This is a genomic window from Glutamicibacter arilaitensis (genome assembly GCF_044793945.1).
GTDB lineage: Bacteria > Actinomycetota > Actinomycetes > Actinomycetales > Micrococcaceae > Glutamicibacter > Glutamicibacter arilaitensis_B.
Window position 1 is genome coordinate 361,135 of the sequence record NZ_CP084994.1, and the last position, 18,312, is coordinate 379,446.

Sequence of the window (18,312 nt, forward strand, 5' to 3'; positions counted from 1 at the left end):
CTCTCGATTCGTGATTGTGGAGATATTTAGATATGCTGGTACCTGCTCCACGGAGCAAAATGAGGAGGATTCGCCTAGCGGCCTATGGCGCACGCCTGGAACGCGTGTTGGGTTAACGCCCTCAGGGGTTCAAATCCCCTATCCTCCGCCAAAGAAAACCCCCGAGAAATCGGGGGTTTTCGCATTTAACTCGCAATACGAGAGTAGTATCCCGATGCACAAGAACATCAAGGGATAGCGAGTCGCTTTTCCTTCGTCATGCGGGAGAGTACAAATGGGTTGCAGCTTCGCGGAACTGGCTGTTGATTGCAAAAATCCGGTGTTGATTGCTCGTTTTTGGGCCGAAGTCTTCGATTATTCGGTGCTCAGTGAAGAGGCCGGCTTGGTGACAATTGGGCCGGTCGAAACTACTGACGACTACCAGGGGCCGGTCTTGACCTTTGCCCAAGTCCCGGAAGAGAAAACCATCAAGAACCGCATACATATTGACGTGCGCCCGGTCGACTGTACGCAAGACGAAGAGGTTGCGCGGATATTGGGGCTTGGTGCGAAATATGCGGAAGTTGATTCTAGCGAGTTCACATGGATCGTCTTACTCGATCCGGAAGGCAATGAATTCTGCGTATTGTCGGCGCAGGAGACTTAGTCGGGCGCGAATCGCACCGCCATCCGGTAGCATGGATTTTCACGTATTGCGTGATTTTTGTCACTAGGTGGGGGTCGTGGCTAGCTTGGCAGGGGAAGTCCGTAAAGCAGTAGTGATTGAGCACGAGTTTGAGGTTCGCGCTGTGTCATCGCGTCTGCTGAGACTGGTTGGATTCGTCGTGCAGGAAACGTCTTCCGGAGAGGTCGGAGTTGAGCTAGCCGAGCGGCTGAATCCTCAGGTGATCGTGGTGGGCTCTGGGCTTCGAGATATCGATGGACATGAGACTCTGCGCAGACTGTCTGCTCGAGTTAATGCTCATTTGCTCGCGGTGATTGATTCCAATGATGAATTCGACATGGTGCAGGCCTATGACGCAGGCGCTGATGGAGTAGTGACCAGGCCCCTGCGGGAGCGGGAATTTCGGGCACGCATTGATTCCTTCGTACGACGCCAGGACAGCACTGGTAAGTTGCTGGCCATAGGGAAGAGCCAAGCGGGTCGAATCCTCCGTCATCGAAATCTAACGCTGAACGTCGTGACGTGGCAGGTAATGATCGACGACCACGTGGTGGAGCTAACTGCAACAGAGTTTTCCTTGCTGCGCGCGTTGCTGCAGCACCCGGGACACGTGCGCAGCAAAAAGGAATTAGCGCGAATACTGGATGACGAGGACGGGGCGGGCGCAATGGTTTTGTATGTGTCACCTGCCGCGGTTCGAAGCATCGAAGTGCACGTTGCAAATCTGCGACGTAAATTGGGCGACTCGGCACGGAAGGAACTGTGGATCGAGACCGTGCGTGGGGTCGGTTACCGGATGATCAGCGAATGAACTTCGCATTTCTAGCCACAGCAAAATTCTTGAGGAAATCTTGAGCTTTTGATAATCAGCCCTTGAGGATTATCGAGCAGAATGATCACCATGGCCGCGAGTCATATGGGGTGCCCTGCTGAATGAGGTTAGATCTTGGGGGATTAACTGGCTGTTGTGAAAAACAGCCTTCTTTGCTGGTACCCAATTAAGTGCGTGAAGGCTTCGAAATGGTAGCGCAATACCAAGTCGAAGCCTTCACACATCCAGGAATGACCTGCAGCTATGCGCTGCTCTTCTTGGTGCTCAGTTCCGGGTAATGAATTGCAGCAGTTTGCGGATGAGCGCGCAGCCACCCCTTGAGCACATTCGCACCGTATGCGGCGAGCATTGGATTATGTGGATCATCCGATACGCCGCGGGCATCGGCTGCGAGTTCCGCCGGAAGCTGTACCTTATCGATCACCGCGTCCAGGCGTGGGGAGTAGAAGAACGGTACCGAGTAGCGGTCGACACCGGCTGGCGGAGCGATCACGCGGTGGATGGTGGCCATCAGGTAGCCGTCGGTGGCCACTTCGAGCATCTCGCCGAGGTTTACGACCAGCGCGCCCGGGGTAGGCGGCACCGCGATCCATTCTTCCTGGCCGTAAGGCTGGACCTGCAGTCCGCCAACCTGATCCTGCAACAGCAACGTCACGAAGCCGTAGTCCGCATGCAGCCCCACGCCCTGGTTGCCGGCGTCGGGTACGACTTCACCGGAAACATAGTGCACCAGCTTGCCCATCCATGAAGGAGTGTCGGCGAATGGCTCGTCGAAGTGATCTTCAGGCAAGCCCAGGCCCACGGCGATAGCCGAAAGCAACTCGTGGCCGGTCTGGTTCATCAGCTCGGCCCAAGCCATGGCGCGTTCCTCGAGCTGGGGGAAGTCCGCCGGGAACTGGTTGGGGCCCTGCAGGTTCAGATAAGGCTTGTCGGCGGGCACGACGCTCAGGGTCTCACGCTGCGGGCCATAGTCGATCTGCTCGCGGGCATCTGCCTTGCCGCGGGTGATTTCGGTGCCCATGCGTGTGTAGCCGCGGAACTGGGCGCTGTTGCGATTATCAAGCTTGATCTTTTCGGCGACGGGCTTTTTGAAGAACTCGGCAATCGTATCTAGCAGTTCCTGATCTTGGTTCGCATAGGATGCGTAGCCAACGATTTGGAAGAACCCTACGCGGTGCGCGGCATCGCGTAGCGCTGCGACGAAGGCTTCGTTGAAGCTTCCGTCGGCGTTGCGTGAGGTAGAGATGTCGAGGACTGGGATCTCGGTGACTACGTTGTTCATACACCTAGACTGCACCCAAAAACTCGATTGTTACTAGCGTCCGTTACGCCGAGTTCCTCCAAGTTTCACCCATCGTAACAATCCTTGCTTTTTGCTTCACAGAGGCGCAAGCTACGCGATTGCGAATTTTTCGAGGCGTTTCCGGTGAGCGCTCCAATCACTGCACGTCACTTGTGCGCGCACCGGGTGTCTGTGATGAATAATGAGCGCCAACGCCCGGCAGATGTGTTTTTGCCGGTGGGTTTCCATATGCTTGGAAGGTGATCTTCCGAGCCGTGGGCGCTTCGCGTCCTTACCCAGAGCATCAGCTAACCACCTCTCGACAGTGGAGTGAAATCCCACCGCAGCAGGTGAAGCTCGACCAGCTGGTGACCACTAAAACGGTGCTCGATTTGGAAGCGCTGCTCTCCGAAGATTCGACCTTCTACGGAGATCTTTTTCCCCATGTGGTGCGCTGGCAGGGAGTGCTGTACCTGGAGGACGGGCTGCATCGGGCACTGCGCTCTGCTTTGCACCACCGAGCGGTACTTCATGCAAGGGTGTTGGATTTAGACGCCTAACGGGTAGGCTCGGATCAAAATAGCCTCTCGGCGCAGGCCGAACGGTGCGCAGGGAAGGTGGGCCAATGACCGAGCCGAAGGATCGTCGAGATCCAAGCAGTTGGCATGGGCAGCACATCGTCAGCGAATCCGAGCTGACCTTCCAATCGGATCTGCGAGCCAAGAAGCGTCGACGCACCCGGCAGAACGTGGTGTTCTCCGTGATGGCATCGCTAGTTGTGCTCGGCTTTGTGGCCGCATTGCTGATTTTTAGCGGCAATTGGCCGTTGGCCAAGGGACCGGTAGCAGACACGGTGGACGAGGTGCCGGTGAAGATCGAAAATCCGGTGTGCCCGGACGTTGAATTTAAGGTGCAGGACCCGGCATCAGTTATGGTCCGGGTGCTGAATACGACCGGAAAATCGGGGCTGGCGGGGGATACCGCGGAGAAGCTCAAGGAACGCGGCTTCACCATCACCTCGATCAGTGAATCCGCGAGTGATTACGCCGACGAGGTTGGCGCTGTAGTCGCCGGTCCTGAAGGCTATGCCCAGGCCTTGAGCATTCAGCGCCAGCTGCCCGGCGCGGTGTTCGTCTTCGATAAGGACCGCCGCGACGCGCGAATAGATCTAGAAGTCGGTGCGAAGTTTGAGGGGCTCGAGAAGGAACGCAAACTAAATGACGCCCCCGGAAAGCTTCGCTGCGCCAATTCGAAATAGCGGCTGCGAAAATCTCCAGGGGCGGTAGTTGCGCATTGTGGGTGCGCGAAGTTAGCCGACTGCTCCTGCATGGGCCTGGGCCAGTGCATTGGCGAACGCCTCCGCAGGTTGCGCACCGGAGATCCCGTATTTTCCGTCGATGACGAAAAACGGCACACCGCTGATGCCCAGCTGGCGGGCCTGCTCGATATCCGCGTTCACTTCTTCGGTATAGGTCTGCGAGTCCAGGGTTCCTTGAACTGCCGCCTCGTCCAGTCCCACCTCGGCTGCGAGCTGGGCCAGAACCTGGCGTTCGCCGGTGTCCAAGCCACGTTCGAAGTGCGCCGAAAGCAGCGTCTCCTTCATCTCATTGGCCTTGCCCTCGGTCTTTGCGTGTTCCAGCAGACGCAGCGCGGTGAAAGAGTTCGCCGGACGCAGTGCATCGAAGTCGTAGTTCAAACCTTCGCCGGCGGCCTGTTCGGTGACATGTGCCAGCATCCCCTTGACCTGCTGTGGATCCATTCCCTTGACCTGAGAGAGGTACTGCACCTCGTCGCCGTCGTAGTGCTCTGGAAGGGTTGGATCCAGCTGATAGGCGTGCCAGAAAACGTCGACGTTTTCGGAGAATTCGAACTGCTCCACACCTTTTTCGAAGCGGCGCTTTCCAATGAAGCACCAGGGGCAGGCAATATCGGACCAAATGTCCACACGGACTCGTTTTTCACTCATGCAAGCTTCAACAAATAGCTGCTCCGCAACATTCCCACCGACGCAATGGCAAGATGAAAGCAATGGAAGCTTTGCACCGTAAGGAGGACGATGGCCAAGTCATTGAGTTATAAGGGCATTATTTTCGCCGGCGGGATCACCATGATGGCCGGCTTTGTCGACGGGGTGGGTTTTTTGCACTTCTCCGGATATTTCCTGTCCTTCATGTCCGGTAATTCCACCCGATCCTCCGCGGCCCTCGTCACCGGAGATACCAGCGGATGGTTGCTGGCCATGGGATTTGTGGCAAGTTTTGTCGTCGGGGTGGTGCTGGCAACTCTGATCTCCGCCCGGGCCACACGCTACCGGCGGCCACGGGTCATGTATTTATCGGCCACGCTGCTGCTGTGCGCCGCCGTGCTGGGAGCCGCCGGAAATGTGCTGACCGCCTGCCTGCTGGCGGCCGCCATGGGCGCGGTAAACGTCAGCTACACGCGCTCGGGAGAGGTTTCTTTGGGCCTGACCTATATGACCGGCACGCTGGTGAAACTCGGTCAGCATCTGGCGGGGGCATTGTCCGGGGCGAACCGTACGCTGTGGGTGCCGTACGCGATCCTTTGGGCAATGATCACCCTCGGCTCGGTCTGCGGGGCCTTCGCCTATCTGCACCTGGGGTTGGGCTCGCTGTGGTTGGTGGCCGGGGGAATGCTTGCTTGGGCGAGCCTCGGGCTGTGGCGCGAACGACGGCCCGATAAAGCCGCCCTTTAACTGCATGAACCCGCCGACCACAAAGGTCGGCGGGTTCATAGCAAGACGGTCCGTTTAGCCTATTTGCTTGAAACCAGCTCGGACTGCGGGCTCCGGACCAAGAACTTGTAGGCCACCGCGAGGAGCACCAGCCAGCCGGCGCCCGCGTAGAGCGCAATGCGCGTCTCGGCGCTCAAGGCTAGCAGCACGACCACGAATGCCATGAATACCAGCGCGATCCAGGCGCTGGCGGTGCCTCCCGGAACCGCGAATTCGCGGTCCACCACGACGCCGGACTTCTCCTGGCGGCGCATCGCCAGATAGGAAGTGAGGATCATGATCCACACCCAGACGGTGGCGAAGGTGGCGATGGAGGCGATGATCATGAAGAGCGATTCGGGCAGCAGGGCGTTGAGCAGCACGCCGACCAGCAGCACGATCGACATGATCAGAACCGTCATCCACGGCACCCCGTGGCGTGAGATCTTCGCGAAGGAAGCCGGAGCGTGGCCCTCGCGGGACATCGCGAACATCATCCGCCCGGCGCCGAAGGTGTCCGCGTTGATGGCCGATACCGCAGCGGTGATGACCACCGCGTTCAGCACGTGAGCGGCCGCCGGGATGCCCAGCGCGTCGAAGATCTGCACAAACGGCGAGGCCGATCCGTCGATCTGGCGCCAGTCGAAGAGCATCATCACGATCGCCAGCGAGGCCACATAGAACAGCAGGATGCGCCATGGCACGGTGTTGATCGCCGCGGGCACCGACTTGCCGGGATCCTCTGCTTCGCCAGCGGTGATGCCGATGGTTTCGATGCCGCCGAAGGCGAACATCACCACCGCGAAGGAAAGCAGCACACCCATGAAGCCGTTGGGGAACAAAGTGCCGGCGGCGAAGAGCGTGTCCAAGCCGGTGGCGGTCTGCGAACCTGGGGCATTGAAGCCAAAGAGAATCAGCGCCGCGCCGCCGATGATCATCGCGATGATCGCGGTGACCTTGATGATCGCCAACCAGAATTCGGTTTCACCGAAGACCTTGACCTTCATCAGGTTGATCGCTGCAATCAGCAGCACCACCGCCAGCACCCAGATCCAGCGCGGTACGTCCGGGAACCAGAAGCCCAGATAGATGCCGAAGGCGGTGACGTCGGCGATGGCCACGATCGCCATCTCGAAGGTGAACGTCCACCCGGTGACAAACCCGGCGAAGCGGCCCAGATAGCGCGAGGCGTAGTGGGCGAAGGAACCGGAGACCGGATGCTTGACGGCCATCTCGCCCATGGCGCGCATGACGATGAAAACCGCCGCGCCGCCAATCATGTAGGCGAAGAGCACTGCGGGGCCCGCTGCCTGAATGGCGGCGGAGGAGCCGTAGAACAATCCGGTGCCGATGGCCGAGCCGAGGGCCATGAAGCGGATGTGGCGGGCCGTGAGCCCGCGGGCGAGGGACGCCTTGATATCGGTCACGATGAAATACTCGGATCTACTTTGAGGTGCATGTGATCTGTGGAGGCACGCTGGTTTCAAGGAATGTAAGCCAGCTGGTGCCTCAAGAATTTTACGTGGTGCATGATGCTGGACGGGGTTGTTTGTGGCCAAGCTCTATCGTGAGATAGCTCATCTGCGAACAATGCAACGGCCCGCGGTGGGAGAATTGCACTATGGAACTCGGATTCATCAGACATGGTCAAACTCGCTGGAACCTCGAAGGGCGGTTGCAAGGAAGCAGCAACATCGAGCTGAACGACACCGGGCGGGCGCAGGCGCGCGATGCAGTTGAGGTCCTTGGCGCCGCACGCTGGGACGTCATTGTTTCCTCCCCACTGAGCCGGGCCCGGGAAACCGCGCAGATTATTGCCGACGGGCTCGGACTGGAGCTTGGCCCGACCTATGACCTGCTCATCGAGCGCGAATACGGTGAAGGCGAAGGGGTGCTGGAAACCGAGGCGGCCACGCGCTGGCCGGGCAAAATTGGCGGCGGCATCGAACCTTTGGAGTCGGTGGTTGACCGCGGGCGCCGGGCCATCGAGCAGATCGCAGCCGACTACCCGGGCAAAAATGTTGCGGTGGTATGCCATGGAACGATCATCCGCTACACGCTTTCGCATTTTGCCGGCTACCAGCTGGACACCATCCGCAACGGGTCGGTGGCGATCTTGGCACGCGAATCCGATGGCTGGGAATTGAAACTGGTCAACGACCAGGTGCCGCAGCCGCTGGTTAAAACTCGGTAGCTAGTCCAGTTGCAGGGTGCGCCGCACAGCCCGGGCTATGCCGGAGTCGGCTTGCTGGCTTTTGATGGTCGACAGCCAGGAACCGAGGCGCAGGTAGGCGTCGGACCGGACCGGAACCGCTGAGAGGAACACGTCATGCAGCGCATTGGGCAACCGAACCAAATGCAATTCACGACCCAGATTAATGCTGCGTTGCGCCACCACCTGCACGTTCAGTGCCACGTCGGAGCGGGTAGCAGCATCATTCCAGCGCGGTAGCAGGTAGTCTTTGGCGCTGAGCATCACCAGCACCGGTTGCTCTAAATCCAGCCCCTTCTTGACCTTGGCTTGGGCTGTGAACACCGCAGAGATGAAGCCGGCGTGCAACGGAAAACCGTTGGCCGGCCGCCAATCTAAGTTGTAATCCCATTCGCCCTCAAACCGGTTGGACACCGTGCGGGTGTAAAACCCCGGATCGATGCCCGGCAGGTTCCGGTAGGGGTTGCGATGGCTGGCCGCCTGAAGAAATCTTGCCAACGCGGTGCGCCCTAACTCCGAGGCCTGGAATTCCAGCCACGGACTGTTGAGCGCCAACGCGTCCACCTTGGCGGGGTTCGCCGCCGCATACAGCGCCGCACTGAGCCCACCGGTGGAATGGCCGAGCATCACAAATCGCGTGCCCGGGTGGGCGCTGGAAATAATCCGGTGCGCCGCGTCAAACTCCTCGAAGTAATCCTCCAGATTGGTGATGAATCCAGGGGTGCTGGTCTTGGTGAGGTTGCGTCCGTAACGGCGCAGGTCCAGAGCGTAGAAGTCGGCTCCAGCCTCGGTGAGGAATTGGGCCAATTCGGTCTGGAAAAAATAGTCGGACCAGCCATGCACATGCAAGATCGCCAATCCGCGTAGGGCAGGAGCAAGGCGTAGTCTTCGTACCGCTGGGCGGTGGTGGATCAACGTCGCGGTTGAGCCGTCCGCCAGTGGCAGCTTGCGGCTGGCATAGTCTGCCCCCAGCACATCCTTGTCCCAAAGATCCGCGCCGGGGGAACGAAATTGGAAGGCCATAAAGGTATCCTAACTGGGCACGAAAAACGGCATCCCCCGGATGGGCTGGCTACCATCCGATGAATGCCGCAATTCGTGGCCGTACAGCTTCAGTTGTTGAGTTTAGCCGCGTACCGCCGGGTTCGAGTGCCCTAGCCCGCCATCTCGTAGGCCGGAGCCGGAGTGTCCAAGTAGCGCAGGTAGGTAGCAGAGGTCAGGAACGTCGGGAAGTCATCGCGCAGGGCGCAGGCCTCGAAGATTTCCACCGCCTGCTCGAAGCGGTCCCCCTCGAAGCGCTCGATCCGCTCGATGGTCTCATCGGTCAGCTCGTGCATCCACGCCCGGGTGATGACCTCGCCGGTGTCTGTGATTGCTGACTGGTGGATCCACTGCCACAGCTGGGAGCGGGAGATCTCCGCGGTGGCCGCATCCTCCATCAGGTTGCGCAGCGCCACCGCACCGTTGCCGCGCAGCCAGGACTCGATGTAGCGGATGCCGATCTCGATGTTCTCGCGGATTCCGCGCTCGGTGATCCTTCCCTCCAGCCCCGCCACGTTCAGCAGCTCGCTCGCCGAAACTTCCACGTCCTCGCGGGTCCGGGAGATCTGGTGTGGGTTAGCGCCCAACACCTGGTCATACACCTCGCGGGCCACTGGCACCAGGTCCGGGTGGGCCACCCAGGAACCGTCAAAGCCGTCCTTTGCCTCGCGGGTCTTGTCCTCGCTGACCTTCGCGAAGGCGATCTGGTTGATCGAAGCGTCCTTGCGGCTTGGCACGAAGGCGCTCATCCCGCCGATGGCGCTGGCGCCGCGGCGGTGGCAGGCACGCACCAGCTGCTCGGTGTAGGCCCGCATGAACGGGCTGGTCATGGTCACCAGGTCCCGGTCCGGGAAGACGAAGCGCGGGCCGCGGGAACGGAAATTCTTGATGATCGAGAAGATGTAGTCCCAGCGTCCGGCGTTCAGCCCGGCAGAGTGCTCGCGCAGCTCATAGAGGATCTCTTCCATCTCGAAGGCCGCGGTGATGGTCTCGATGAGCACCGTGGCGCGGATGGTGCCGCGGTCGATGCCCAGCAGCTCCTGGGCCAGCAGGAACACGTCGTTCCACAGCCGCGCCTCCAGATGGTTCTCCAGCTTCGGCAGGTAGTAGTAGGCGCCGCGGCCGGACTCGATCAGCCGCTTGGCGTTGTGGAAGAAGTGCAGGCCGAAGTCGACAAAGGCGCCGGCGATCGGGGTTCCGTTGATCAGCAGGTGCTTCTCCGGCAGGTGCAGCCCACGGGGGCGGACCACGATGGTCGGCAGCTGCGACAACTCGTAGCTGTTCAGCTTGTAGTCCCGGCCGTCCGGTGCGGTGAAGTCGAGTTCGCCGTCCAGCACGCGCAGCAGGTTCACCTGGTTCTTGATGACGTTCTGCCAGGTCGGGGAGCAGGCGTCCTCCATGTCGGCCAGCCACACGTTCGCGCCCGAGTTCAGCGCGTTGATCGCCATCTTGCGTTCGATCGGCCCGGTGATCTCCACCCGGCGGTCCTCCAGGCCCGGGGCGATCGGGGCAACCTGCCAGGTGGCGTCCTCGCGGATATGGCGGGTTTCCTCCAAGAACTTCGGGTCCTTGCCATTGGCGATGCGCGCCCTATTCAGCTGGCGGCGCTGCATCAGCTCGGCGCGGCGGCCCTCGAACGCCTGGTGCAAGGTGGCGATGAATTCAAGTGCCTGATCGGTGAGGATCTGCTCTTGGTAGCGCACTGGGGTAGCGGTGATCTGGATCGGGTTCAAAGAGGTGGGGGTAGACATGATCTTTTCCTTAAAAGTTTGGGATCGGTGGGGCCGGCGTCATTGCCGGCCCCACCGTCCGGACCGCTCGCGGTCCGAGTTAGTGGAACTGGCCTTCTTCGGTGGAACCGACCAAGGCGAGGGTGGAAGCATTGGGGTTCAATGCCGTGGCGATCGCGTCGAAGTAGCCGGTGCCCACCTCGCGCTGGTGCTTGGTTGCGGTGTAGCCGCGGGACTCGGAAGCGAATTCGCGTTCCTGTAGTTCGACGTAGGCGCTCATGCCTTCGCGGGCGTAGCCTTCGGCCAGGTCGAACATCGAATGGTTCAGCGCGTGGAAGCCGGCCAGGGTGATGAACTGGAAGCTGAAGCCCATGGCACCGAGTTCACGCTGGAACTTGGCGATCGTCGCATCGTCCAGGTGCTTCTTCCAGTTGAAGGATGGTGAGCAGTTGTAGGAGAGCATCTGATCAGGGAAATCGGCCTTGACCGACTCGGCGAACTTGCGAGCCAACTCCAGGTCCGGGGTTCCGGTCTCCATCCAGATGAGGTCGGAGTACGGAGCGTAGGCCTTGGCGCGGGCAATGCATGGTTCGATGCCGTTGCGGACTTTGTAGAAACCTTCCGCGGTGCGCTCGCCGGTGATGAACTGCTGATCGCGTTCGTCGACATCCGAGGTGATCAGGGTTGCCGCCTCGGCGTCGGTGCGGGCGATGACTACCGATGGGGTACCTGCCACGTCGGCTGCCAGGCGGGCCGCGTTCAGCGTGCGCACGTGCTGCTGGGTAGGAATCAAGACCTTGCCACCGAGGTGGCCGCACTTCTTCTCCGAAGCCAGCTGGTCTTCCCAGTGGACACCGGAAGCGCCGGCGGTGATCATCGACTTCATCAGCTCGTATGCGTTCAGCGGGCCGCCAAAACCGGCTTCTGCGTCAGCAACGATTGGGACCATCCAGTCCTCGACGCTTTGGATGCCCTCGGAGAATTCGATCTCATCTGCACGAAGCAGCGCGTTGTTGATGCGGCGCACGACCTGCGGAACCGAGTTGGCCGGGTAGAGCGACTGGTCCGGGTAGGTCTGACCCGAAATATTTGCATCCGCGGCCACCTGCCAGCCTGAAAGGTAGATGGCCCGAAGTCCGGCCTTGACCTGCTGGACCGCCTGGTTGCCGGTCAATGCACCCAGCGCGTTGGTGTAGCCACCGGTCGGAGCTTCTTCGGTCAGCTGCTTCCACAGCTTCTCGGAGCCGCGCTTTGCGAGGGTGTGCTCTTCCTGAACCCGGCCCTGCAGCTTCACGACGTCGGCTGCGCTGTAGTCACGAGTGGTCCCGTTCCAGCGTGGGTTGTTCTCCCAGTCGTTTTCGATAGTTGCGATGCGGTTGTCGATCGAATTCTGCTCGGTCATTGTTCTGGCCCCTTCGCCCACGTGTTGGTGTTCGTCCGTATCTAAGAGATGCGGTGAACTTCTTCGTGACATTTACTTTTCCGTAGATGCAAGGGGTCGAACAGGGGTATTCGAAGGAAAGATTCTCGATATTTCGATAAAACTGAAAAAAGTCTATTTCTTCACTTGAATTCCAGAAAAATGACGGACGTGAATGATTTGAGGGCAGAAAAATTCGAAGAAGTGCTCTTTTTGAGAAAGGAGGGTGTGTTGATGCATGGTTTTTGGGCGCTCCAAAGCGAGAGCTGACGCGCGCATGCGAGTGTTGTGGCTAAGGCAGGTCTAGTGACACGACGGCCATGAATCCGCGCCCGGAGATGGTCGGTTCGGCAGTATCGCCGCCGATGACTGTATCGCGCAGGTTGAGTTTCTGCTCTTCGCCCTGAAGCTTCAGCACGCCATTGCCCTGCAGCATAACGCCGAGTTGGCCATCGAAGAGGTGCTGCTCGCGCTTCTTGGAAAGTTCAATGATCCGCACGGTGCCGCGTACTCGGTCCGGCTGGGTGATCAGATGCAGAACCAGCAGCTCCTGCGCGGGCTGGCTGGTGGAGACCGGATTGGTTGCCTCGATTTTCAGCGGGCGGAGCGGTTCCAGGCCTTGGGCCTGTCCGTCGATGTCTAGCTGGAGGAAGTCTCCTGATACGAGGGTGAGCACTTGCGAGATTCCGGCACTGGGGAAGGAGCCGGCCATTTCAATCGAGCGAAGCGATAATTGCCAACTGCTTGAATCTTTGGATGCCACGGTGAGCTGCCCGCCGTCCGTCAATTCACCGGCGCAGATCTGACGGACCTGGCCTAACTCCCACCGCTTCTTGCTGCTTTGGGCAAGTGGGGCGATGGAACCTGGCACGAATTGCTGGGGAGCTTCACTCATGATTCGAGTCTACTTCTCCACTAGAGCCAATAGCTCATTGACCACCCGAGTGGTGCTCTGTGTGGCATCAACGACGGGCCATCCGTTGGCTGCTGCTAGCCGCAGATATTCTGCTCGGCTTGCATGCAGGTAGGCGTACGTTTCTGAATCCTCGCCACGCGCGACGATACGAGAATGTGCGGTGCGCACGTCGACGTCGAGGACTACAACCTGCGCCTGCTGCACGCTTTTCCGGGCCATCCAGGGCAATATGCGACCGTGCGGCAATTGGCGGATGCCACGCAACGCGAGCTGGCAAAAGAGGTGGCGGTCCATCACAGTCACACCGGAGAACTGCGCGATTCGCGCAGTGTTCAATGCGATGTTGCCGATGCGGATCATGGTCTCAATTTTGTCTTGGATCATCAGTGGCACAGTGATTCCAAGGCCTAGCGCAGCGCGCGAGAGCCAGCGGCGCCCGGCAGGGTTCGCCAGGCCTTGGGCGGTTTGGCCGCGCAGTTCCAGGGTGCGCACCAGCTCGCGGATCGTGGTGGTTTTCCCCGCACCATCCATGCCCAGAATAATCAGTGTTTGGCTGGAAGTTTCGGCGGGCGCATCGACGGCAGGCGCGATGGGCATAGGAATCGTGGAGGCGATCTTGCGGCTCCTTACAAATATTGGCGGAAAGTTGTTGTGCTTGACAGGTATAACGAGTGGCACTGCCCTGGCGATACCAATATCTGGCTGAAAATTAGATGTGAATCTCGTGAGCCACTTGGCGAGAGCGCTTGCGCACGGGGCAGTCAAGGCCGGAAGAGCAAGCGCCGGATTCTTCGAGGATGGACGGCTTGCCCATTTGCGGGAAAAGATCCCTTGAAGACGAACGAGAAGAAGCGGAAATCTTTGGGATACAGCTGGTCTCCGAGGCGTAAATCTTGCAAATTTTAGTGAAATTCTAGAAAAATCACATGTTCTTCGCTTAGGCTGTGAGTGTGACTGCACCCACATGGAACCGAAATTCATCGCAAGAACCCGAATCCGATCAGGGCATCGACGCCGAACTGGATACACTCGCGCTCGGCCGACGGATCCGCCACCTGCGCAAAACCAAGGGCCTGACCTTGGATGATGTTTCGACCTTGGTGGATACAGCGCCAAGTCAGTTGTCGCTGATCGAGAACGGCAAACGCGAACCGAAGCTTTCATTGCTGAAGTCACTAGCCCGGGCACTGCAGGTAGGCGTTGATGACCTCTTAGGTGCAGAACCTCCCACTCGGCGTGCGGCGCTGGAAATCAATCTGGAACGAGCCCAACGCGGCCCGCTCTACGAAGCATTGGGTCTGCCCAAGGTGAGGGTCGGCACGCGACTGCCGATGGACGTACTGGAATCCTTAGTTGGTCTGCAGCATGAATTGGAACGCCGGCTCAACGAACAGGCGGCAACTCCTGAGGAGGCCCGCCGGGCCAATACCGCGTTGCGCCAAGAGATGCGCCAACGCAACAACTACTACAAGGAAATCGAGCAGGAAGCGGCCAAAGTGCTCGCGGCGGTGGGCCACGATGAAGGTCCGCTCTCGCACCATCGCGCGGCTGATATCGCCGAACATCTCGGCTTCAGCCTCCGCTTCGTGGGAAATCTCCCGCACTCGACCCGTTCGGTCACAGATCTGAAGAACAAACGGATCTACTTGACCCAGACAAGCCGTTCCGAACATGATCCGCGCTCGGTGCTATTGCAGGCATTAGGCCACTACATGCTCGGGCATCAGGCTCCTACAAGTTATGCGGACTTCCTGGATCAACGTGTGGCCACGAACTACTTCGCAGCGGCGCTGATGATGCCGGAGAAATCCACCACGGCATTCTTGCGCCGGGCCAAGGCCAGCCGGGAACTGGCCATTGAGGATCTGCGTGATGCATTTGCGGTTTCCTACGAAACTGCTGCACACCGGTTCACGAATCTTGCTACCGAACATCTGGGCATGACCTGCCACTTCCAGAAGGTTCACGAGTCGGGAATCCTGCACAAAGCCTACGAGAACGACCGGGTGAACTTCCCGGCCGACCACACCGGTGCCATCGAGGGGCAGAGCATCTGCCGCTACTGGACCAGCCGAGTCGTCTTTGACCAAATGGATAAGTTCCGCTCCTTCGAGCAATACACGGACACGGTCAACGGGACCTATTGGTGCACCGCGCGAACCGAACGGCACTCCTCGGGATTGTATTCACTATCAATCGGGGTTCCTTTTGAGCATGTGAAATGGTTCCGTGGCCGCGACACCAAAGAACGTTGCCAGTCGACCTGCCCAGATGAAAATTGCTGCAGGCGTCCACCGGCAGAACTGTCCAGCGAATGGTTCGGCAACGCGTGGCCTTCGACTCGTGCAAACACCCACTTATTGGCTGCCATGCCAACAGGTGCCTTCCCCGGGGTGGACGAGACAGAGGTCTATCGCTTTTTGCAACAGCAGCAGAGGTAGCCAATATATGGCAATGAATCGAAGCGATTTATTCTTGCCCGTGCGCCGGATTGAGGCACATGAACCGAATGCCGAATTGCGCGCACAATGGCCAATGGTGATGCCGCCGGTCCGCCAGCTTTTGCTCGAAGGGCTGGATCTGGGACAGATTACCGTGATGGTGGGGGAGAACGGGGTAGGCAAGTCAACGCTGCTCGAAGCATTAGCTATCTCCTTTGGGCTCAACGCAGAGGGTGGTTCCACCGGCGCCATGCATGCCACCCGGGCCTCGGAGTCTTCGCTGTCACAGTTGCTAAAACTTCACCGTGGCGCGGCTGCCTCACGTAAAGGATTCTTTCTGCGTGCCGAAACCATGCATTCCTTCTACACGTATTTGGAAGAATCGAGAGTGGGATCGGCGTTGCATGAGCGCAGCCATGGCGAATCCTTTTTAGATCTGGTGGGCGAGCGTGCAAACCTGAAGGGACTATGGCTTCTGGACGAACCAGAATCTGCGCTATCCCTAGCTGGCTGCGTGCAACTGGTCGAGATCCTGCGTGGGATCGTGCAGCGCGGCTCGCAGGTAGTAATCTCTACTCATTCGCCGGTGCTGGCGGCATTTCCTGGCGCGAAGATTTTGGAGGTTGGCGCTTGGGGTTTCCGCGAGAGCGAATATGATCAGCTAGAGCTAGTCAGAAATTGGCGGGAATTCTTCACCGATCCGCAAAGTTTCCTCGACACGTCAGGGTAGGGAATAGCCAAACAGAAGTGGCCACGATCAAGGTAACTGGAAGTGCACGAAGAGTATAAGCGCCCATTCGGAGTAGCTTTGCTTTTGTGTTGCTAAGTGCGGATCTCTAGCTCAGCTGTTTATTGATGAAAGTGGCGGTGGATTCGCTCAGTCGCGCACCGTCGTCGGCGACGCTGCGACCCGAACGGGCAACCTTGAATGAATGATCGCCACCCTCGAACCAGATGAGTTCGCTGTCGGCATTCAAATCCGCGACGACGCGAGAGATGATTACCGGGTTCGCGAAGGGATCACGGGTTCCTTCGAGGAAAAGCATCGGTGTGCTCAGCGGGTAGAGGTGCTCGTCGCGGAGCTTTTCTTCCTTCTTGGGTGCATGCAATGGATAACCCAGGAAAATGAGCGCCTCTGTGGGCATGCCCTCGGCAACTGCCAGAGACGCCATGCGACCACCGAAGGATTTCCCGGCGGTAAAAACCGGTAGGTCGCCTGTCAAATGGGTGCCGGCCCACTCTCGGACATGTTTCCACACCGCTAGGGCAACGGGAGCCTTATCAGGGAATTTCTTCCCGGCGTCCATATAGGGGAAGTTAAAGCGCAACACCGATACTCCACGCTTAGCCATTGCATGGGAAAACCCCGACATGAAGTCGTGGTCTTTGCCCGCTCCAGATCCATGAGCCAAAATCAGAAAAGCGCTGGGATGCTCCGCCTGATCAACTATGGCGGTGAGGGTTCCGCTTTCCCATGGGATGGTCAATTCCTGGTTCATGCCTATAAGGCTAAGTCTTGTTGTTCGGTTCCACGAACCAGATGTTCAAGTCCTCGCCACGTATCGGTCTGTGTCATTCAGCACCAGTCGCAATCCAAACACCTACTGGGACCAATCCGACTTGTGCGCGGTGCTGGTTTCCTTTGTCCCCTGCACATTTACGGTGAGAGTTTCTACCTGCTCCGGCCCATGGGCTTTTCTGTTGATTTTGAGCATCATGTTTCCCGAAACGAAGTCGACGCCGGGTATCGAATCGGTATCGTAGGTGTTCCCCTGCCAGATCCCCGGGGCGAGAGTTACGACTAGCTCGCCAACTGCCGGGGAAGAGACCGAATCGATGTAGGCGTGGGGATCGGTGGGAATGCAGTCCCGATAGGTTTCGATCTTCTTGATGCTCGCAGAGCAGAATGACTCGTAGGTATCGTTCATCCCGTCGAGCCACTGCACGTACTTTTCCTCTGCCCAGGCTTCCCGGTCCGCTGGGTCCGCTCCGGTGCGCGCACGCGAGTAGGTGCCCGAATGCTGCTTGTTCTCCGTGGCAAAGGTGACTGATTCGAGCTCTGGGGATTTTTTGCCGATGCTTTCGAACATTACCCGTCCCATGATCCGAAGTTCGTCCGTGGGGCCTCCAAGGTGATCGGAAGATCCGTCCTGATTGAAACGGTATGAGTCGTCCAGATGAATGGACAGATGCCCGGGTTTGGGTGAATCCCACGAATTTATGAGTTTGTAGGCACCGAGGAAACCCTTGACCGACTTGATTCCGGAGTTATCCAACCAGGCCTGGATCTTTTCATCAGCCCAGGCTTGCCCGCTGGAGTCGATCCCGCGAGCCGGATCATAGCTCTGCACCGTTGGTACTTCAGCCGCCGCGGGGCTCGGGCTTAGCGATGGTGCGGGATCGGCGGTTGCCGGAGGGACGCTCGGAGATTCGCTGGGTATCGTTGCTGTTTGAACCGAGCAACCGGTCAGTGCCAAGGCGGCTAGCGCCGCGGTGAAAACTAGGCGCAAGCGCATGAGAACCTCCGGAGACTCGAGTAAATATCAGTCTATCGAAGCAAAGCCGCCCAGCAAGTTGGTGCGATGCGCGTGACTTAGTGTGGGTCGGAAAGGCAGAAGATGATGCCAAAGGGATCGCGCAATACGCTCCACCCAAAGCTTGGATCTTCGGTATGCTCCTCAAGCAAAACCGCGCCGGCGGCCACAAAGCCCGCGACGGCCTGTTCGCGGTCGCCGTCGGCTTCTAGATCCAGGTGCACCCGATTCTTATCCAAGGACACCGACTCAACCTTTTGGAATCCGAGTCTGGCGCTGAAACCCGGGACGTTGAGCATGGTGAATCCCGGGTACTGTCCGGCGTATTCGGCTCCAAGACGTTCACGCCACCACCCGGCGGTAGCAGCTTCGTCTAGAGCATCGAGGGTGATCATTCCGATGTTTGGCATGGACTCAACTTACCGTTAGCCTGCAATGGTTTCTAGGCCATAACGAAAGCCAGGCCCAGCAGATCACGATGATCTGCTGGGCCTGGCTTTTCAGGGATT

General features: G+C 59.0%; 19 protein-coding genes and 1 tRNA gene. 9 read left to right on the plus strand and 11 right to left on the minus strand.

Features of this window, described 5'->3' with window-relative positions; translation table 11 throughout:
- Positions 1-63: 63 nt before the first annotated feature.
- The 3 genes from LG294_RS01755 (at position 64) to LG294_RS01765 (ending at position 1,475) form a co-directional block, all read left to right on the plus strand.
- Positions 64-151 (plus strand) — tRNA-Ser (locus LG294_RS01755).
- A gap of 123 nt (positions 152-274) precedes the next feature.
- A complete protein-coding gene (locus LG294_RS01760; protein WP_404288944.1) occupies positions 275-646 on the plus strand; it encodes a VOC family protein in 372 nt (123 codons plus the stop codon).
- Positions 647-722: 76 nt separating this feature from the next.
- On the plus strand, positions 723-1,475 hold the full coding sequence (locus tag LG294_RS01765) for a response regulator transcription factor (protein ID WP_404288946.1): 753 nt from the start codon (positions 723-725) through the stop codon (positions 1,473-1,475).
- 262 nt (positions 1,476-1,737) lie between these two features.
- Here the strand turns inward: LG294_RS01765 and LG294_RS01770 are convergent, their stop codons facing one another.
- A complete protein-coding gene (locus tag LG294_RS01770) occupies positions 1,738-2,778 on the minus strand; it encodes an isopenicillin N synthase family dioxygenase (protein ID WP_404288948.1) in 1,041 nt (346 codons plus the stop codon).
- Positions 2,779-3,038: 260 nt separating this feature from the next.
- Between LG294_RS01770 and LG294_RS01775 the strand changes: the two genes are divergently transcribed.
- Together LG294_RS01775 and LG294_RS01780 are read left to right on the plus strand one after the other, a co-directional pair.
- Positions 3,039-3,338, plus strand: a complete 300-nt coding sequence (locus LG294_RS01775; protein WP_404288950.1) for a type II toxin-antitoxin system VapB family antitoxin — start codon at positions 3,039-3,041, stop codon at positions 3,336-3,338.
- Positions 3,339-3,403: 65 nt separating this feature from the next.
- The gene (locus LG294_RS01780) at positions 3,404-4,036 is read left to right on the plus strand and encodes a LytR C-terminal domain-containing protein (RefSeq protein ID WP_404288952.1); all 633 of its coding nucleotides are present in this window, start codon (positions 3,404-3,406) and stop codon (positions 4,034-4,036) included.
- Positions 4,037-4,087: 51 nt separating this feature from the next.
- Here the strand turns inward: LG294_RS01780 and LG294_RS01785 are convergent, their stop codons facing one another.
- The gene (locus LG294_RS01785) at positions 4,088-4,744 is read right to left on the minus strand and encodes a DsbA family protein (protein ID WP_404288954.1); all 657 of its coding nucleotides are present in this window, start codon (positions 4,742-4,744) and stop codon (positions 4,088-4,090) included.
- A gap of 90 nt (positions 4,745-4,834) precedes the next feature.
- Here LG294_RS01785 and LG294_RS01790 point away from each other — a divergent pair, with 90 nt between their 5' ends.
- Positions 4,835-5,491, plus strand: a complete 657-nt coding sequence (locus tag LG294_RS01790; protein ID WP_404288956.1) for a YoaK family protein — start codon at positions 4,835-4,837, stop codon at positions 5,489-5,491.
- Between the two features lie 59 nt (positions 5,492-5,550).
- Here the strand turns inward: LG294_RS01790 and LG294_RS01795 are convergent, their stop codons facing one another.
- Positions 5,551-6,879 carry an amino acid permease gene (locus LG294_RS01795; protein ID WP_404291603.1) on the minus strand — a complete coding sequence of 443 codons (1,329 nt, stop codon included), beginning with the start codon at positions 6,877-6,879 and terminating at the stop codon, positions 5,551-5,553.
- 251 nt (positions 6,880-7,130) lie between these two features.
- On the opposite strand from LG294_RS01795, the gene LG294_RS01800 reads away from it, so the two are divergent.
- Positions 7,131-7,703: a histidine phosphatase family protein gene (locus tag LG294_RS01800; RefSeq protein ID WP_404288958.1), complete on the plus strand. Its 573-nt coding sequence runs from the start codon at positions 7,131-7,133 to the stop codon at positions 7,701-7,703.
- On the opposite strand, the gene LG294_RS01805 is transcribed toward LG294_RS01800, so the two are convergent.
- From LG294_RS01805 to LG294_RS01825, 5 genes are all read right to left on the minus strand, one after another.
- Positions 7,704-8,744, minus strand: a complete 1,041-nt coding sequence (locus LG294_RS01805) for an alpha/beta hydrolase (protein ID WP_404288960.1) — start codon at positions 8,742-8,744, stop codon at positions 7,704-7,706.
- 131 nt (positions 8,745-8,875) lie between these two features.
- Positions 8,876-10,513, minus strand: a complete 1,638-nt coding sequence (aceB, locus tag LG294_RS01810) for a malate synthase A (RefSeq protein WP_404288962.1) — start codon at positions 10,511-10,513, stop codon at positions 8,876-8,878.
- A gap of 79 nt (positions 10,514-10,592) precedes the next feature.
- Positions 10,593-11,894: an isocitrate lyase gene (gene aceA, locus LG294_RS01815; protein WP_404288964.1), complete on the minus strand. Its 1,302-nt coding sequence runs from the start codon at positions 11,892-11,894 to the stop codon at positions 10,593-10,595.
- A gap of 310 nt (positions 11,895-12,204) precedes the next feature.
- Positions 12,205-12,807 carry a HutD family protein gene (locus LG294_RS01820; protein WP_404288966.1) on the minus strand — a complete coding sequence of 201 codons (603 nt, stop codon included), beginning with the start codon at positions 12,805-12,807 and terminating at the stop codon, positions 12,205-12,207.
- Positions 12,808-12,816: 9 nt separating this feature from the next.
- On the minus strand, positions 12,817-13,425 hold the full coding sequence (locus LG294_RS01825) for a thymidylate kinase (protein WP_404288968.1): 609 nt from the start codon (positions 13,423-13,425) through the stop codon (positions 12,817-12,819).
- 353 nt (positions 13,426-13,778) lie between these two features.
- Between LG294_RS01825 and LG294_RS01830 the strand changes: the two genes are divergently transcribed.
- Positions 13,779-15,269, plus strand: a complete 1,491-nt coding sequence (locus LG294_RS01830; RefSeq protein WP_404288970.1) for a helix-turn-helix domain-containing protein — start codon at positions 13,779-13,781, stop codon at positions 15,267-15,269.
- Positions 15,270-15,282: 13 nt separating this feature from the next.
- Positions 15,283-15,999, plus strand: a complete 717-nt coding sequence (locus tag LG294_RS01835; RefSeq protein ID WP_404288972.1) for an ATP-binding cassette domain-containing protein — start codon at positions 15,283-15,285, stop codon at positions 15,997-15,999.
- 106 nt (positions 16,000-16,105) lie between these two features.
- On the opposite strand, the gene LG294_RS01840 is transcribed toward LG294_RS01835, so the two are convergent.
- The 3 genes from LG294_RS01840 to LG294_RS01850 all read right to left on the minus strand — a co-directional run bounded on the left by LG294_RS01840 (position 16,106) and on the right by LG294_RS01850 (position 18,213).
- The gene (locus LG294_RS01840) at positions 16,106-16,768 is read right to left on the minus strand and encodes an alpha/beta family hydrolase (RefSeq protein ID WP_404288974.1); all 663 of its coding nucleotides are present in this window, start codon (positions 16,766-16,768) and stop codon (positions 16,106-16,108) included.
- 102 nt (positions 16,769-16,870) lie between these two features.
- Positions 16,871-17,785 (minus strand): hypothetical protein, encoded by a 915-nt coding sequence (locus LG294_RS01845; RefSeq protein ID WP_404288976.1) that lies wholly within the window; start codon positions 17,783-17,785, stop codon positions 16,871-16,873.
- A 77-nt stretch (positions 17,786-17,862) separates the two neighbouring features.
- On the minus strand, positions 17,863-18,213 hold the full coding sequence (locus LG294_RS01850) for a VOC family protein (RefSeq protein WP_404288977.1): 351 nt from the start codon (positions 18,211-18,213) through the stop codon (positions 17,863-17,865).
- Positions 18,214-18,312 lie beyond the last annotated feature (99 nt).

Bases quoted from the DNA above. Each gene is read 5' to 3' on its own strand.
- LG294_RS01790 (WP_404288956.1), top strand. From the start codon at position 4,835: ATGGCCAAGTCATTGAGTTATAAGGGCATTATTTTCGCCGGCGGGATC.
- LG294_RS01760 (WP_404288944.1), top strand. From the start codon at position 275: ATGGGTTGCAGCTTCGCGGAACTGGCTGTTGATTGCAAAAATCCGGTG.
- LG294_RS01785 (WP_404288954.1), bottom strand. From the start codon at position 4,744: ATGAGTGAAAAACGAGTCCGTGTGGACATTTGGTCCGATATTGCCTGC.
- LG294_RS01795 (WP_404291603.1), bottom strand. From the start codon at position 6,879: ATGGCCCTCGGCTCGGCCATCGGCACCGGATTGTTCTACGGCTCCTCC.
- LG294_RS01805 (WP_404288960.1), bottom strand. From the start codon at position 8,744: ATGGCCTTCCAATTTCGTTCCCCCGGCGCGGATCTTTGGGACAAGGAT.
- LG294_RS01835 (WP_404288972.1), top strand. From the start codon at position 15,283: ATGAATCGAAGCGATTTATTCTTGCCCGTGCGCCGGATTGAGGCACAT.
- LG294_RS01840 (WP_404288974.1), bottom strand. From the start codon at position 16,768: ATGAACCAGGAATTGACCATCCCATGGGAAAGCGGAACCCTCACCGCC.
- LG294_RS01820 (WP_404288966.1), bottom strand. From the start codon at position 12,807: ATGAGTGAAGCTCCCCAGCAATTCGTGCCAGGTTCCATCGCCCCACTT.
- LG294_RS01845 (WP_404288976.1), bottom strand. From the start codon at position 17,785: ATGCGCTTGCGCCTAGTTTTCACCGCGGCGCTAGCCGCCTTGGCACTG.
- LG294_RS01850 (WP_404288977.1), bottom strand. From the start codon at position 18,213: ATGCCAAACATCGGAATGATCACCCTCGATGCTCTAGACGAAGCTGCT.
- LG294_RS01770 (WP_404288948.1), bottom strand. From the start codon at position 2,778: ATGAACAACGTAGTCACCGAGATCCCAGTCCTCGACATCTCTACCTCA.
- aceA (WP_404288964.1), bottom strand. From the start codon at position 11,894: ATGACCGAGCAGAATTCGATCGACAACCGCATCGCAACTATCGAAAAC.
- LG294_RS01800 (WP_404288958.1), top strand. From the start codon at position 7,131: ATGGAACTCGGATTCATCAGACATGGTCAAACTCGCTGGAACCTCGAA.
- aceB (WP_404288962.1), bottom strand. From the start codon at position 10,513: ATGTCTACCCCCACCTCTTTGAACCCGATCCAGATCACCGCTACCCCA.
- LG294_RS01825 (WP_404288968.1), bottom strand. From the start codon at position 13,425: ATGCCCATCGCGCCTGCCGTCGATGCGCCCGCCGAAACTTCCAGCCAA.
- LG294_RS01780 (WP_404288952.1), top strand. From the start codon at position 3,404: ATGACCGAGCCGAAGGATCGTCGAGATCCAAGCAGTTGGCATGGGCAG.